The sequence below is a fragment of the Cyanobium sp. ULC082 genome (assembly GCF_977927535.1).
Window position 1 is genome coordinate 1438980 of sequence record NZ_OZ376397.1, and the last position, 14489, is coordinate 1453468.

The following is a 14489-nucleotide window of genomic DNA, read 5'->3' on the forward strand; positions in this document are numbered from 1 at the left end:
TCTCTAACCGGGATGGCCGGAAAGGGCCCTCAGAAACAGGCCGGCATACCGCTCGATCAGCTCCTCGCGACTGGGGCAGACCACCCCGAGCGCCTGGAGCACGGCCTCGGTGCGCTCGCAACTGGGCCTGGAGCGCAGGCCCGGCATCAACAACTGGGAATAGGTGAGTTGTTCGCTCCCCCAGCGCTGCGAAAAGAAGGGAATCAGGGGGTAGAGCGGATTGGTGGGCTGCTTTGACAATTCCTCCAGCCAGTCCTGCAAGGGAACAGCCTTGGGGCTCTGATCACTGAAACCCTTCAGCAGGTCGCTCCACAGCACCGGCCGGGGGTGGTTGAGGTGGAACACCGCCCCGGCATGCTCAGGCTTCCAGGCCAGAACGCCGACGGCGTCACTCACATAGTCGACCGGCACCAGATCGAGCTCCGTCATCACGTCGAGGGTCTGGCCCAGCTCCAGGCAACCCCGCACCAGGCGATGGATGTAGTCGTCGGCATTCCAGGCTCCCGTGCGGGAGTGACCGCCGATCAGGGGAGGCCGGTACACCGTGACCGGCAGGCCCCTGGCGGCGGCGGCCAGCATCAGGCGCTCACTGACCCACTTGGTCTGGGAGTAGCCGAGCACAATCCCCCGCCATTCGCTGAGGTCATCGGATTCGAGAATCACCTGATCGCGGTAGGCGGCCGCCTCGGCCACCGCGGTGCTGGAGATGAACTGCACCGGCAGGGGGCGGGGTCCCGCCACCGCCAGGCGCAGCACTTCAAGGGTTCCTCCCACATTGGCGGCCCGAAGCTGGCTGTAGGGGAGGGTGTAGCTGAGCTGGGCACCGTTGTGGAGGATGCCGTCCAGTTGGGCGGCCAGGGCGTTGAAGCCAGCGGCCTCCAGGCCGAAACGAGGCCTGGCGAGGTCACCGGCGACCCCGACGATCCGCTCAGCATCGGCCTCCCGCCACAGCCCATAGCTGCGCAGATTGGCCTGCACCCTCTCCCAGGCGCCATGGTCGGAATCGGCGCGGGCCAGGCAATGGATCCTGAGATCGGGCCAGCGCTTCAGTTGGTCGGCCAGCAGATGGGCCCCCAGAAAGCCAGTGGCCCCGGTCACCAGCACCGCCCGGCCGGGTCCGTCCTGCCCTGGGTCGTCCAGACCAGGGGCCGGGGGGTTGAACGGCCAGTGCCAGTCGGCCGGCAACACGGCTTCGGCGGCCAGGTCGGTGTCCGCAGCGACGCCGTTGACGGACGGACTGCCCCCTCCGATCAGCAGGAGCAGGTGGCCGGCCAGGCTCCCCAGAGTGGGATCCCCCGCCATCGCTCCGAGACCCAGGCTCACCCCCAGTCCGGCCTGGACGGCCGTGGCCAGCTCAACCGCCATCATCGAATCCATGCCGAGCAGCTGGAGGTCGGTGCCGGCCTGAAGATCGGCCCGGTCATAGCCGCCCAGCTCGGCGAGCACATCGGCCAGGCAGCCGAGCATGGCGGCTTCGGCCGTCGCCCCTTCCAGATTCCCCTCCAGCTCCCGGATCACGGTGAGCTCCTGGGTGAGGGCCCTGAACCGGGGCACGAAACGATCATGGGCCTGCTCCTCCAGCTCCACGACCACTGCCCTGGCCTCGCTGCTGCCCATCCAGCGCTCCAGGCTGGCGAGGGCCTGGGCGGGCTTGATCTTGCGCAGGAAATCGGCCGTTCCCGCGGCCATTCCCTCTCCGGCCCAGGGACCCCAGTTGATGCTGAGGGCGGGCCAGCCCTGGGCTCTCCGCTCGGCCATCAGGCCATCGAGAGCTCCATTGGCGGCACCGTAGGCCGCCTGGCCCGGCGAACCCAGCAGGCCGGCCACAGAGGAATAACAGAGGAAGAAATCGAGCGGCAGGCCCCGGCTCAGCCGGTCAAGGTGCTGGGCACCCAACACCTTGACGGCGGCAACGGCGGCGCATCGCTCGGGGGTCTGATTGATCAGCAGGCCATCGTCCAGCACCCCGGCGGCATGGATGATTCCCTGCAGCGGCAGGCCACTGGCGGCAATGCGGGCAAAAACGGCCTCGAGGCCAGCGCCATCGGCCACGTCCACGTTCTCCACCGTCACGCGGGCTCCGAGAGCTTCGAGTTCGGCGATCACGGCCAGCTGGGCGGGATTGGCAGGCCGCCGGGCCAGCAGCACAAGCTGGCGGCTGCCGGCGGCGACCAGCCAGCGGGCCGTGGCCAGACCCAGGGCCCCCAGCCCACCGCTGATCAGCACGGTGGCCGCGGCCCGCAGGGCCGGGCCAGGGGCCACGAACAACTCGGCCGGCGCCGGATCCAGCGACACCCGTTCCACCGCGCCGGCCTGCAGCCGTCGTTCTTCAAGCGTGGCCAAGGCGGGCCCGGTCAGCAGCAGGTCCACCAGATCGGCTCCGGCGGGATCGCACCACAACAGGGCGCCGCCCTGGGGTCCGGCTTCCCGGATCCAGCAGCGGGCGAGAGCCGCCAGGGCCTCACCACCGGCCTCGTCTGAGCCGCTCAGGGCCCAGTGAACGGTTTCAAGGCGGGCGCTTCGCTCCAGCAGGCCCCGGAGCAGCGGGAGCCATTCCTGCCAGAAGGGCTGCCCGGCCAGGGCTTCGGCCGACGGCGGCCGGAGAGCTGTCAGCAGCACGAGCGAAGGGCGGCTGCGGGCGGCTGCCTCACTCGTCTGTGGTTCATCCAGCCAGGCATCGAGGCCGTCGAGATCGGGCAGCCAGCAGGCCCCGTTGCCGAGGCGCTCCGCCAGGCTCAGGCCGATCGCCGCCGTTCCCCCGAGCAACACCAGGGGGGCGGAACCTGAAACAGCTGGTTCGAGCGTCTCCAGCGCTGTCCAGCACCGCCAACGGTCGAGCTGGAAAGCCGCTTTGGCGTGAATCCGATCATGCTCCTCGATCCAGAACGTTCCCCGATCGAACGGAACGGTGGGAAGCACCTGACGGGGCCAGAGCCTGGCGGGGGAGAGGGGACGCCAATCGAGCTGGCAGCCGGCCAGCCAGAGTTCAACCGCGCGGCTGATCCCCGGAGCCTCGAGCGGAAACCGCAGGCCATAGCCATGGGCCGCGAGTTCCTCGCTGGCGGCGCCGGCTTCCACCAGGCGAGGCCGGGACGGCAACACCGCGAGTGTGGTGGCCAGATCAAGCGAATCAGCCCCATGAACCACCGCGCCGGGTTCGACGCCGAGCCGCAGCCAGTCCGCCACCCAGCCAGCGGCACCGGGCGAGGCAGATCCGACAAGATCCCAGGCCAGGCGGGGCGGGGAAGCAGGCGCCTCACCCCAGAGCAGCGCTGGCACCTCTTCCCCATCCAGCCAGCCCGCGAGGTCGGCCGCCGCAGCGATCGGTGTCGCCGCCTTGAGGGCCAGCCGCCAACGCAGGCTGCGGCGGCCCTCCCGACTGGTGGCACAGACGGCCTGCCAGTTGGCCTGAGCCACTCCGGGCAACCAGCGCACAAAACGCTCCACCAGCTTCTGAAGGCTGGACTCCGTCGAGGCGGAGAGCAGCAACCAGTCGTCAGCCGCGGGGGAATCGGCGGGGGCTGGGATCAACTCAGTCGGGGCCTGTTCGACGATCACATGGGCGTTGGTGCCGCTCCAGCCGAACGAACTGACCGCCGCCCGGCGCAGAACGCCCTGACGGGGCCAGGGTTCGAGGACCTCAGGCAGCCGAAGCGCCCACTGATCCCAGTCCATGAGTGGAGTGGGTCGGCGCAGGTGCAGGTGGGGCGGCACCAGCCCCTTCTGAACCATCAGGATCCCCTTGATCAACCCGGCGATTCCGGAGGCCCCCTCCAGGTGGCCGATGTTCGTTTTCACCGAGCCCAGCAGCAGCGGAGCATCGCGATCCGGACTGGCATAGATCGGGGCGAGGGCCTTGAGCTCGATCGGATCGCCCAGGGCGGTGCCGGTGCCATGGGCCTCCAGCACATCGATCTGATCCCCCTCCAGCTGAGCCAGGGCCAGGGTCTGACGCATCAGGGCAGCCTGGGCCTCACCACTGGGGACGGTGAGCCCGGCCGTGGCGCCGTCCTGGTTCACCCCACTGCCCCGCAGCACCGCCCAGATCGGATCGCCGGCCGCCATCGCATCGGCCAGCCGCTTCAGCACCACCACCCCACAGCCCTCGCTGCGCACGTAGCCATCGGCGGCCGCATCAAAGGATTTGCAGCGGCCATCGGCCGCCATCATTCCGCTCTTGGCCAGGCAGAGGCTGTTCACCGGCGAGAGGATCAGGCTGACGCCACCGGCGAGGGCCAGGTCGCAGCCGCGATCCCGCAGGGAACGGCAGGCCAGGTCCACCGTCACCAGGGAGGAGGAGCAGGCGGTGTCCACCGCCAGAGAGGGTCCGGTCAGGCCCAGCAGATAGGAGAGCCGGCCCGGCGCCATGCTCAGGCTGGAGCCGGAGGCAAAATAGAGGTCGAAGCGCTCGTCACCGACTTCGCTGCGCAGCTGGCGCCAGGCGTAATCGTTGGTGCAGATGCCCATGAACACCCCCGCGGCCGTGCCCTTCAACCGATCGGTGGCGATGGCAGCCGTTTCCAGGGCTTCCTGGGCCACCTCGAGGATGAGCCGCTGCTGGGGGTCCATCGCCTGGGCCTCCCGGGGGGAGACGCCGAAACCGGCGGGCTCGAACTGGTCGACATCCGCCAGAAAGCCGCCTCGGCGGAAATGCATCTTCCCGGGCCGACCCGGGCTGGAGTCAAAGAAATCCTCGATCGGCCAGCGGCTGGGGGGAACCTGGCTCAGCCCGTCTCCCCCCTCACACAGAAACGACCAGAAGGCTTCAGGGCTGTCGAGATTGGGCTTGCCTTCGCCAGCGGGGAACCGGCAGCCCATCCCGACCACGGCGATCGGTTCGGCCTGGAGCAGCTGACGCTGGTCGTGGGCCTTCTGGGCCAGCAGGGCCAGCTGAAGTGCAGAAAGACCCTTAACCATGCAACAAGTATTTCATGACCCTCTCAGGATCGGCCTGGAGGGCGCACTGCCGGTAGCGGAGCCGCAACAGCTGATAGCGGGCGGGGTCGGCCAGCCAGCCCCCCACCACGGCAGCGAGATCACAGGCCCGCTGGATGGACGTGGCGAGCCCTCGCTCTCGGAAGTACCGCAGGGCCAGAAGCTCCTGGGGCATGCACCCGCCCAGGTGATGAAAGATCAGGGGACAGCCCAGCAACAGGGCTTCGGTGGCGGTGCGGGCCCCTGGCCGACTCACCATCGCCCAGCAGCGCCGATAGAGGGCCGCCATCGCCTCAGGTCCCTGGAAATCAAGGGCGGTGACCGCCAGGCCGGGGTGGGACTCAGCCCAGTGCTGGACAGCATTCTGAAGGTCTTTTCGGTGTCCGCACAGGGCCACCACCTCCAGCTGACCTCCCCAGGGAAGCAGCTGCTCCAGCAGTTCCAGATGGTTGCCGGAACCGTTGGCACCTGAGCCCAGCACCAGCAGCGGCAGGCCAGGAAGGGTGAGCGGTGCCGGCCCCCCGGCGTGGAACGGCTGCTGGAGCAGGGGGCCCAGCACCGCAATGCGCTGCTCAGGAAACAGTCGCTTCCGCAGCTCAACTGCCACAGGCTCGGTGATGGCCCAGAAGCCGTCGGCCGTTCGGGTCACCCAGTTGCGGGTGAAGCCGAAGCCCCCATCCACTTCTGTGCAGCAGACGATGCAGCGCAGCTGGGGACCGACGACCCGCTTGGCCAGATCGAAATGGCCCCTGTTCGTGTGGGGATGGGTGGAGATCAGCAGGTCGGGCAGGCAGCGACGCAGCACCTCCACGAAATGGCCGCGGCCGATCAGAACGGTGCCGGGCTTGGTGAAGTCTTCCGTTTCGAGAATTCGCCAGTAGATCTTATGAAGCCAGGGCGCCTTCTTCTGAATCCAGTTATAGAGATTTGTGGCATCACTGTTATAGGCACAGGTGTCTTCATGGAAGAGCACCGTCACATCCACGTGCGGCACCTGAATGCCAAACCAGGAAACCAGGGCATTCGCCGCATTCTGATGAGCCGTGCCTGCCCGGGAGGTGAGGATCAGAACGCGCATCAGAAAAGCGTTGCAGCAAGGCGTCCCTGCCGCTTGATATGTTCCGACTGCCAGACAAGAACCATCAGCAGCAACCATCCGACAGCCCAGAGGCCGATCGCCATCGGTCTGCCGGCCGAAGAACCCATCGTCTCCCGGATCCAGCCGGGCCAGAAGGTCCATCCCATCGCCGGCTGGAGAAAGCGATCGACCAACAGGGCAATGCTGCAGAACGCCGCGAGTCGTGCGCTCCACTCCATTGCAAAACGCGCGGCGAACAGCCGCGGCTGCTCTTCAACAGGCGTCACCGCCTGCCAGAGACTCTGAAGGGCAGCACCGCTGATTGGAACGCCCGCTGAGAAGAGGCCAAGGGCAAGGAACCAGATCACTGGCAGCCCTTCGAACACAACCAGACCAGCTCCGATCAGGATCACGCTCTGAAACGCCAGCGCGGAAAGCAGCGCCGACGCCCAGTGCCGACGCTCCACCCTTCGCCAGCCGAGCACCCCCAGCCCGAACCCTCCCGTCCCGACCAGGAGGGCTACCCCTAGGCGGGTGGCACCACTGGCGGTGAGCACCCAGGCGGGAAAGAGGATTTCGCAGGCCGCCATCGCGAACGACACCGTGGTGCCCAGCAGCAGCAGCGGGCGGGTCAGGGGGTTGGCCCAGAGCTCCGACACTCCGGCCCGCAGACCAGGCACCCAGGTCTGGCGCGGCTGCAGGGGGGCCAGTGCAGCCCTCGGCCACCGGACCAGACCCACACAGGCCAGCGCCACAAGACAGGTTCCACCGTCAAGGGCCAGGGCCCCCGCCAGACCGCCGACCCCCACCAGCACTGCTCCCAGCAAGGGGGCCGCTGCCATCACCAATCCGTCGCCGCTGGCGAACAGGCCGTTGGCCCTGCCCAGCTGCTCGATCGGAACCATCTGCGGGATCAGGCTCGCGAAGCAGAGCACCAGCGTCGCTTCCGCGACGGCAGCGACAGACAGCAGAGCCAGGATCAGGCTGAGGGGAGCCGCCTGGCGGTAGAGAGCAATCGCCAGCAACAGGGTGACGGTTCCACCCAGGCCGTTGGCGAGGAGCATGACGCGGCGACGGGGCCAGCCGGACAGCCGGCGACCGAGCAAAGGCAACGCCAGCAGCTTGGCCAGCAGGATCACGATCGCCACCGTCGTGAAACTGGCGAGCTGGCCATCCCGCTGGAACAACCACAGACCGAGCGCATAGAGGCTCGTCTGGGTTCCGAAGTTGGAGACCAGCTGACCTGCCCACAGAACGGTGAAGGCTTTCGGCAATCGGCGGCTCTGCAGGGAGGGCTGGATCCTAGGTACCGGCAAAGGCCAGGACCTACGGTGCCCGAACGGACACATCCGCCCCCCTTGACCCTGCGGTTCACCAACACGCTCACGCGCCGCACCGAGACCTTTGAGCCGCTGGTGCCCGGTCAGGTGTCGATCTACTGCTGCGGCGTCACCGTCTACGACCTCTGCCATCTCGGCCACGCCCGCAGCTACATCGTCTGGGATGTCCTGCGGCGTTATCTCAGCTGGCGGGGATTCGCGGTCACCTTCGTCCAGAACGTCACGGACATCGACGACAAGATCCTGCAGCGGGCCGCCGCCGAGGGCACTTCGATGCAGGAGGTGAGCGAACGCAACATCGCCGCCTTCCAGGCCGACATGGCCTCCCTGGGAATCCTGCCGCCGGACCGCCTGCCCAGGGCCACCTGCTGCCTGGACGGCATCCGCTCACTGATCGGGGAACTGGAAGCCAAAGGGGCCGCTTACTCCGCCGACGGTGACGTGTACTTCGCCGTGCTGAAGCGGGCCGACTACGGCAAACTCAGTGGCCGCAACCTCGATGAGCAGCAGGATGGAGCCAGTGGCCGGCTCGATGACGGCGAGGAAAGCCGCAAGCACCACCCCTTCGATTTCGCCCTCTGGAAAGGAGCCAAACCGGGGGAGCCCAGCTTCCCCTCCCCCTGGGGTCCGGGCCGGCCAGGGTGGCACATCGAATGCTCGGCGATGGTTCGCCAGGAACTCGGTGACTCGATCGACATCCACCTCGGTGGCGCCGACCTGATCTTTCCGCACCACGAGAACGAGATCGCCCAGTCGGAGGCGGCCACCGGCAAACCCCTGGCCCGCTTCTGGCTGCACAACGGCATGGTGAACGTGGAGGGCGAGAAGATGTCGAAATCGCTCGGCAACTTCACCACGATCCGCGCTCTGCTGGAGCGGGGCGTTTCACCCATGACCCTGCGGCTGTTCGTGCTGCAGGCGCATTACCGCAAACCGCTCGATTTCAGCGATGCCGCCCTGGAAGCCGCTGCCGCCGGCTGGAGCGGTCTCAACGCCGCCCTCGACCTCGGGGTGCGCTTCGGGGATCGGCTCGGTTTTTCGGTGGCTGCCGGGCCTCTGCCCCAGCGGGATCAGCAGCAGTCCATGGCCTGGGATCCCTCCGAGCTTCAGGAGGCGTTCATCAGCGCCATGGACGACGACCTCAACAGCTCGGCCGCCCTGGCGGTGCTGTTCCAGCTGGCCAGGCCGCTGCGCGCCCTCTCGAACCGGCTCGAACGGGGTGAGGATCCTCTTCAGGCCGATCCGCCGGGCCCCAGCGTCGCCGATCTCCAGGGCCGCTGGCAGCTGCTGATCAGCCTGGCCGGGGTGCTGGGCCTCCAGTCCGAGCCGCTCAGCCCTGCGGAATCTTCGGCTGTCGCCGCCCCCGGCCCGGCGGAGACGGAGATCTCGGCCCTGATCGCCCAGCGGCTTGTGGCCCGCAGTAGCAGGGACTATGCCGCAGCCGATGCGATCCGCGATCAGCTGCGTCGCGACGGCATTGAACTGATCGACCGGCCCGGCGGCAGCACCGACTGGATCCGCAAGTGAGCTGTGGAGGACGCCGGGTTCAGTCGCCAGGATTCAGGTACCAGATTCAGTCGGTCAGATCAGTCGGGAGGGGGCTCCGGGGCTTTGCTGCCGGCCATCAGCGCCTCGATCCGCCGGATGCGCACGACCGTGGTCTGCCACACCTCACGGCGGAACGGATCACTGGCCGGACAGGCCGCCAGGCATTCCTCGATGCTCTCGCCCCGCTCGAAGGCATCCCAGAGCTCCCGCTCCAGCCGGGCTCTCTCGATGAAATTCCAGCGCCTGAGCCAGAGCACGGCAGTCGGTCGGATCGATCCAGTGTGACGCCCCGACCCTCCGGGGGAGGTGCGCCCGGCCTGGATGGGAGACTGACGGCCATCGACGGAGCAGCGCGGTGAAGGCGATCAGCGTGCTGGGGTCCACCGGCTCGATCGGCACCCAGACCCTGGAACTGGCCAGCGAGTTCCCCGATCGCTTCAAGGTGGTGGCCCTCAGCGCCGGCCGCAACCTGGCCCTGCTCACCGACCAGATTCAGCGCCACTCCCCCGAAGTGGTGGCCCTGGCCGATGCCGCCCTGCTGCCGGAGTTGCGGGCCCGCCTCGCCGCCCTCGACCGGCCTGGCCAGCCCTTCCGCTTGCCTGAGCTGCTCGGTGGCAGCGAGGCCCTCTGCGCCGCCGCCGCCTGGCCCACGGCCGAGCTGGTGGTAACGGGAATCGTCGGTTGTGCCGGCCTGCTGCCGACCCTCGCGGCGATCCGCGCCGGCAAAGACCTGGCGGTGGCCAACAAGGAAACCCTGATCGCCGCCGGGCCCGTGGTACTGCCGGAGCTGAAGCGCAGCGGCAGCCGGCTGCTGCCGGCCGATTCGGAGCACTCCGCCATCTTCCAGTGCCTGCAGGGCACCCCCTGGGCCGACACCGCCCGCCTGTCCACCGGCATTCCCACCCCCGGGTTGCGTCGCATCCAGCTCACGGCCTCCGGCGGCGCCTTCCGCGACTGGCCCGCCGCTGATCTGGCCAAAGCCACCGTGGCCGACGCCACCAGCCATCCCAACTGGAGCATGGGGCGCAAGATCACCGTGGATTCAGCCACCCTGATGAACAAGGGCCTGGAGGTGATCGAGGCCCACTATCTGTTTGGCCTCGATTACGACCAGATCGAAATCGTCGTCCATCCCCAGAGCATCATCCACTCGATGGTGGAGCTGGTCGATTCCTCGGTGCTGGCCCAACTGGGCTGGCCCGACATGAAGCTGCCTCTGCTCTACTGCCTCAGCTGGCCGGAGCGTCTCGAAACCCCCTGGCGGCGGCTCGATCTCACCGAGGTGGGCAGCCTCAGCTTCCGCGCCCCGGACCGGGCCAAATACCCCTGCATGCAACTGGCCTATGCGGCCGGTCGCGCCGGCGGCACGATGCCGGCGGTGCTCAATGCCGCCAACGAGCAGGCGGTGGCACTCTTTCTGAACGAGCGGATCCCCTTCCTGGCGATTCCAGAGCTGATCGAGCGGGTCTGCGATCGCCACCGAGGCGACCTGCGGGCCGATCCAGGCCTCGACGACGTGCTGGCCGTGGATGGCTGGGCCCGGCAGGCGGTGGATGAGGCGGCCGCCACAGCCCAGATCCTGCCCCACTGAGCCGCATTATTCTGAGTCGCACCATGGCGATTGCCCATCATCTCCTGCTCTGCGCAACGCCCAGCAAGCCACTCTGCGGCGATCCGGCCGTGGGAGCCGCCAGCTGGGAGCGGCTCAAGACGTTGGTGCGCCAGCTCGACCTGGAGAATCCGAGCCGGACCGGCGGCATCGTGCTGCGCAGCAAGGCCGATTGCCTGCGGATCTGCGGCGGCGGTCCGATTCTGCTGATCTGGCCGGAGGGCATCTGGTACGGGGGCGTGACGCCGGAGCGGATCGAGCGAATCGTGCGGGAGCATGTGATCGGCGGCGATCCGATCGAGGCCTGGATTCTCAGGCGCACGCCCTTCGGGGGGGCTGCCGATCCAGCTGCTGGCGCAGCCAGTGCAGGGTGAGCTGATCCGACCAGCTGCCGCCGGGGGCATGGAAGCCGTTGTGTCCGCCCCCGGCCGAGAGGACGACCTCGAGCCCTGGCAGGGCAGGATCCCGTGAGGCCAGGGCGACGGCGGGGGCCGCCGGCACCCAGGGATCATCGAGCGCCTGGATCAGCAGGCTCGCCGGCAAGGGCGGATCCGGCTCCTGGAGCCTCAGCAGTGGACTGGCCTGGGCGTAGTAGTCGTCCACCGAGGCGAAGCCCCAGCGGGGTGCGGTGATCAGGGTGTCGAAATCGCGGATGCTGCGGACCTGGCTGAGGCCAAGCCGCTCACCGGCGCTGAGTCCACTGGAATCAGCCAGGGTCTGGCGACGCAGGCTGCGCAGCAGCCAGCGCTCGTAGAGCCGGTTGCGGGGCAGACCGATCGCCGCCGAGCAGCCGGCCAGATCGAGCGGACTGCTGATCACCACCAGGCCATCAAGCCAGGGCTGCGGCGAGCCTGGCTCGAGCACCCCATTCAGCAGCACGGTTCCACCCAGGGAGAAGCCCACCCCGAACAGCGGCCGACCCTCCGCCAGCTGCCGCGCCCGGCGCAGGGCTGGCAACAGGTCGCCGTTGCAGTGGGCCGCATAGGTGCCGGGGGCCAGGGAGCGGCCAGCGCCGGCTCCCCGCAGATTGAGACGCAACACCGCAAAACCCTGGGCCTGCAGGACCAGGGCAAGGCGGCGCACCCCGATCGCCTGACTGGAGCCGCCCAGGCCATGCAGCAGCACCACCACGCCGAGGGGCGCCGCCTGGGCGGGCCGGTCGACCAGAGCCAGCAACTGCTCTCCCCGCCCGATCGGGATCGGCAGGGGCTCAGCCTGATCGACGGGAAAGCGCGGCCCCCGCAGGGTGTCACGCAGGGTCTGCAGGTCGGGCCCCCACCAGGGCGGCCGCGGCTGAAAAGGCACTGCCCCGAGTGGTTCAGGCATCGACGACGAGGGGTTGGCTCTGCAGCCATTCCGCCATGCCGATCGGCGCCAGATCCGGGCCGCTGGTGATCTCGATGATCCGGCCGGTCGCCGCTGGAGTGGCCAGGGCATCAAGGCAGACCCTGGCCACCAGGCGCCTCGGAATGCTGTTGCTCTCCTGCTGATCAGGCCCGCTGAAGCGGATGCCTTCGGCCTCCAGGTTCAGCTCCGACTCCTTCAGCCCGCCCGGTCGCACCACCGTCCAGGCCAGGCCGCTCTCCTGGAGCCAGCGTTCCCCCAGCCGTTTCCAGAGCAGGATCAAGCCGAACAGGTTGAGGGGGTGGAAAAAGCGGCCACTGCAGAGCGAACTGACCAGCACCACCCGCTGCACCCCAGCGGCCTGGCAGGCGGCGATCTGGGACCGCATCGCCAGGGCATCAACCTGCAGCGGACCGCTCAGGTCGATCGAGGGGCGGGCGCCGGTGGCGATCACAAGGGCCTGTGCACCCTGCAGGGCCCGCTCAAGGGCGGCCTTGTCGCTGAGTTCGAGGCGAATCAGCTCGGCCCCCTCCAGGCCGGCTGGAACCGTGGAGTTGGGCCGCAGGATCGCCCGCACTTCGTATCCCCGACCGAGGGCCTCCTGCACCACCCGCCAGCCGGTCTTGCCGGAGGCACCGGTGACGGCAAGCAGGCCGGGGGCGGAAAGAGCAGGCATCCAGGACAGGAACAGCTGATCCAGTTCTAGGCAAAGGGAGCCCCCCTGGCAGGCAAGGACTGCCCCTCAGCCGGTTCCGGCCGGTTTCAGCCACAGAATGGCCACCTTGCCGCATGGCCATGGGCTCCCTTTCCTTCAACCTGGCGGCGCGGCACTCCCTGGCGGGCCCCAGGCCACGGCACTGGCAGCGACGCATGATCGAACTGCTGAGGCGGCGGCTTGAGCAAGGCGGGCCGGCTGGGCAGGACGTGCTGATCCATGCCGGTCCCGGGGCCGGCAAGACCCTCGGCGCCCTGCTCGCCTTTCAGCGACTGCACCGGGAGGGGACACTCACACACCTGCTGGTCTGCTGCCATCGCAGCTCGATTGCGGCCCAGTGGCGCTCCGCCGCCGCCCAGCTCGGCCTCACCCTCAGCGACTGGCCGGCGCAGTCAGCCGATCCCGCCGGCGGCGCCGGGCTGCTGCTCAGCTATCAGGGCGCGGCCCGTCAGATCGACAGGCTCGAGCGGGAGCTGGCCTGGACCCGCGAGGCCAGGGTGCTGGCGGTGGCCGATGAAGTGCATCACCTCGGCATCGATCCGGAGGAGCCGGAGGCCGCCGTGTGGGGACAGGCCTTCCAGCGGCTGAGCCAGGGCTGCGTGCTGCGGCTCGGTCTGAGTGGCACGCCCTTTCGTGCCGACAACCTGGCCTTCCGCGCCGCCCGGCGCCACCGGCAATGGGAAGGGGGCGAGCTGATCGAGCACATTGCCGCCGATCTCAGCGTCGAGCCGCGGGAGCTGATCGCGGCCGGCGATGTTCGCCCGCTCGAATTCCGCTTCCAGGATGGCTGGGTGGACCACGGCCGCCTCGGCGACACCGAGCGCTCCTCCCTTTCAACCGAGTGGCGGGAGGGCTGGCGAGCCCGAAACCTGCGACGAGCCATCCAGCCGGGAGACAGCAGCAGCATCGCCCTGAGGGTGCTGCTGCAGGCCCGCCGTCGCCTTGAGCGGTTGCGTGCCGAGGCTCACCCGCTGGCGGGCGGGCTGGTGATCGCCCGGGACATCGCCCATGCCAGGCGGATCACCGGCCTGCTCGAAGAAGAGGGGGATCGGGTCGTGCTGGTGCATTCCCAGGATCCCGAGGCGGCCACAGGGCTGCAGCGCTTCCGGGACGGGGAGGCGGACTGGCTGGTCAGCATCGACATGTGCGCCGAGGGATTCGATGCCCCCCGCCTGCGGGTGGTGGCGTACCTGACCACGGTGGTGACCCGCAGTCGCTTTGTTCAGGCGATCACCCGTGCCGTTCGGATGGAGGCCGGACGATCTGAGCTGGAGGCGATTCCCCGCCAGCCCTCCTACGTGTTCGCCCCGGCCGATCCGCGCCTGCTGGCCTATGCCCGCACCTGGTCGGTGGCTGAGCCGTATCGGATCCGGCCAGGCGCGCCCCCCGCCGAGCAGGATTCGGCCGCGGGCGGCGGCGGCGGCCGCAGCCTGCCCCCGCAGGCCCTGGCCGAGGGGGTCGGAGCGGTGATCCGGCTGCGTGGACCGGAGCTGCCCCGTTTCCTGGGCGGACCGATCTGACCCCTCCCGCCCGGATCAGGACACGGGGCTGTTGTCAAAAAAATGCAACGTTCCCGGCAACAACCAGGCAGCTGATCAACACGCTCGCCAGCCTGAACGTCTCCGGAGCAGGACCATGGCCCATGCGTCTCTCCATCGCCTGCTGGCGGCCCAGGTGAGCTGGGCGGAAAGGCGAATCGCCAGCCTCGACGCAGCGGAGCGCTACGAAGACAGTTTCGCGCTCACCGAAGAGTTCCGCGAATGGATCCTCTGCATCGACGACCGACCCGAGCGGGTGGAAGCCCTGCTGCTGCCGAAGCACCACTGGCCCAAAGCCATCCGGGAACCCTGATTCCCACCTGCCACCCGCCGGGCGAACCCTTGCTGATCTAGGGTCAACTCATACCCTCTCCGTTTAAGC

The 14489-nt window shown here is 68.6% G+C and carries 11 protein-coding genes; 5 read left to right on the forward strand and 6 right to left on the reverse strand.

Going from position 1 to position 14489, the window contains the following annotated elements; genetic code table 11:
• Window positions 1–3: 3 nt before the first annotated feature.
• Genes ACXMDY_RS07635 through ACXMDY_RS07645 form a run of 3 tightly spaced genes read right to left on the reverse strand, consistent with a single transcriptional unit; the run spans window position 4 to window position 7287 of the window.
• Entirely contained in the window at window positions 4–4917 is a 4914-nt protein-coding gene (locus ACXMDY_RS07635; RefSeq protein ID WP_259701146.1) for a thioester reductase domain-containing protein, read from the reverse strand.
• Window positions 4910–6013 (reverse strand): glycosyltransferase family protein, encoded by a 1104-nt coding sequence (locus tag ACXMDY_RS07640; RefSeq protein WP_259701145.1) that lies wholly within the window; start codon window positions 6011–6013, stop codon window positions 4910–4912. Before ACXMDY_RS07640 ends, ACXMDY_RS07635 begins: the two co-directional genes overlap by 8 nt.
• Entirely contained in the window at window positions 6013–7287 is a 1275-nt protein-coding gene (locus ACXMDY_RS07645; protein WP_259701144.1) for an MFS transporter, read from the reverse strand. Before ACXMDY_RS07645 ends, ACXMDY_RS07640 begins: the two co-directional genes overlap by 1 nt.
• Before the next feature lie 84 nt (window positions 7288–7371).
• Here ACXMDY_RS07645 and cysS point away from each other — a divergent pair, with 84 nt between their 5' ends.
• Window positions 7372–8880 carry a cysteine--tRNA ligase gene (gene cysS, locus ACXMDY_RS07650; RefSeq protein WP_259701143.1) on the forward strand — a complete coding sequence of 503 codons (1509 nt, stop codon included), beginning with the start codon at window positions 7372–7374 and terminating at the stop codon, window positions 8878–8880.
• A 59-nt stretch (window positions 8881–8939) separates the two neighbouring features.
• On the opposite strand, the gene ACXMDY_RS07655 is transcribed toward cysS, so the two are convergent.
• Window positions 8940–9158 carry a hypothetical protein gene (locus tag ACXMDY_RS07655; protein WP_259701142.1) on the reverse strand — a complete coding sequence of 73 codons (219 nt, stop codon included), beginning with the start codon at window positions 9156–9158 and terminating at the stop codon, window positions 8940–8942.
• Window positions 9159–9256: 98 nt separating this feature from the next.
• On the opposite strand from ACXMDY_RS07655, the gene ACXMDY_RS07660 reads away from it, so the two are divergent.
• Both ACXMDY_RS07660 and ACXMDY_RS07665 read left to right on the forward strand, forming a co-directional pair.
• Complete coding sequence (locus ACXMDY_RS07660; protein ID WP_259701141.1) at window positions 9257–10492, forward strand: 1-deoxy-D-xylulose-5-phosphate reductoisomerase; 1236 nt, start codon at window positions 9257–9259, stop codon at window positions 10490–10492.
• A 23-nt stretch (window positions 10493–10515) separates the two neighbouring features.
• On the forward strand, window positions 10516–10884 hold the full coding sequence (locus ACXMDY_RS07665; protein WP_259701140.1) for a (2Fe-2S) ferredoxin domain-containing protein: 369 nt from the start codon (window positions 10516–10518) through the stop codon (window positions 10882–10884).
• Here the strand turns inward: ACXMDY_RS07665 and ACXMDY_RS07670 are convergent.
• Both ACXMDY_RS07670 and ACXMDY_RS07675 read right to left on the reverse strand, forming a co-directional pair.
• On the reverse strand, window positions 10823–11836 hold the full coding sequence (locus ACXMDY_RS07670; protein WP_259701139.1) for a YheT family hydrolase: 1014 nt from the start codon (window positions 11834–11836) through the stop codon (window positions 10823–10825). The genes ACXMDY_RS07665 and ACXMDY_RS07670 overlap by 62 nt on opposite strands.
• Window positions 11829–12530: an SDR family oxidoreductase gene (locus ACXMDY_RS07675; RefSeq protein ID WP_259701138.1), complete on the reverse strand. Its 702-nt coding sequence runs from the start codon at window positions 12528–12530 to the stop codon at window positions 11829–11831. The genes ACXMDY_RS07670 and ACXMDY_RS07675 overlap by 8 nt, the downstream gene beginning before the upstream one ends.
• Window positions 12531–12649: 119 nt before the next feature.
• On the opposite strand from ACXMDY_RS07675, the gene ACXMDY_RS07680 reads away from it, so the two are divergent.
• Together ACXMDY_RS07680 and ACXMDY_RS07685 are read left to right on the forward strand one after the other, a co-directional pair.
• Window positions 12650–14089: a DEAD/DEAH box helicase gene (locus ACXMDY_RS07680; RefSeq protein ID WP_259701137.1), complete on the forward strand. Its 1440-nt coding sequence runs from the start codon at window positions 12650–12652 to the stop codon at window positions 14087–14089.
• Window positions 14090–14204: 115 nt separating this feature from the next.
• Window positions 14205–14420, forward strand: a complete 216-nt coding sequence (locus tag ACXMDY_RS07685) for a hypothetical protein (RefSeq protein WP_259701136.1) — start codon at window positions 14205–14207, stop codon at window positions 14418–14420.
• The last annotated feature ends 69 nt before the right edge of the window (window positions 14421–14489 follow it).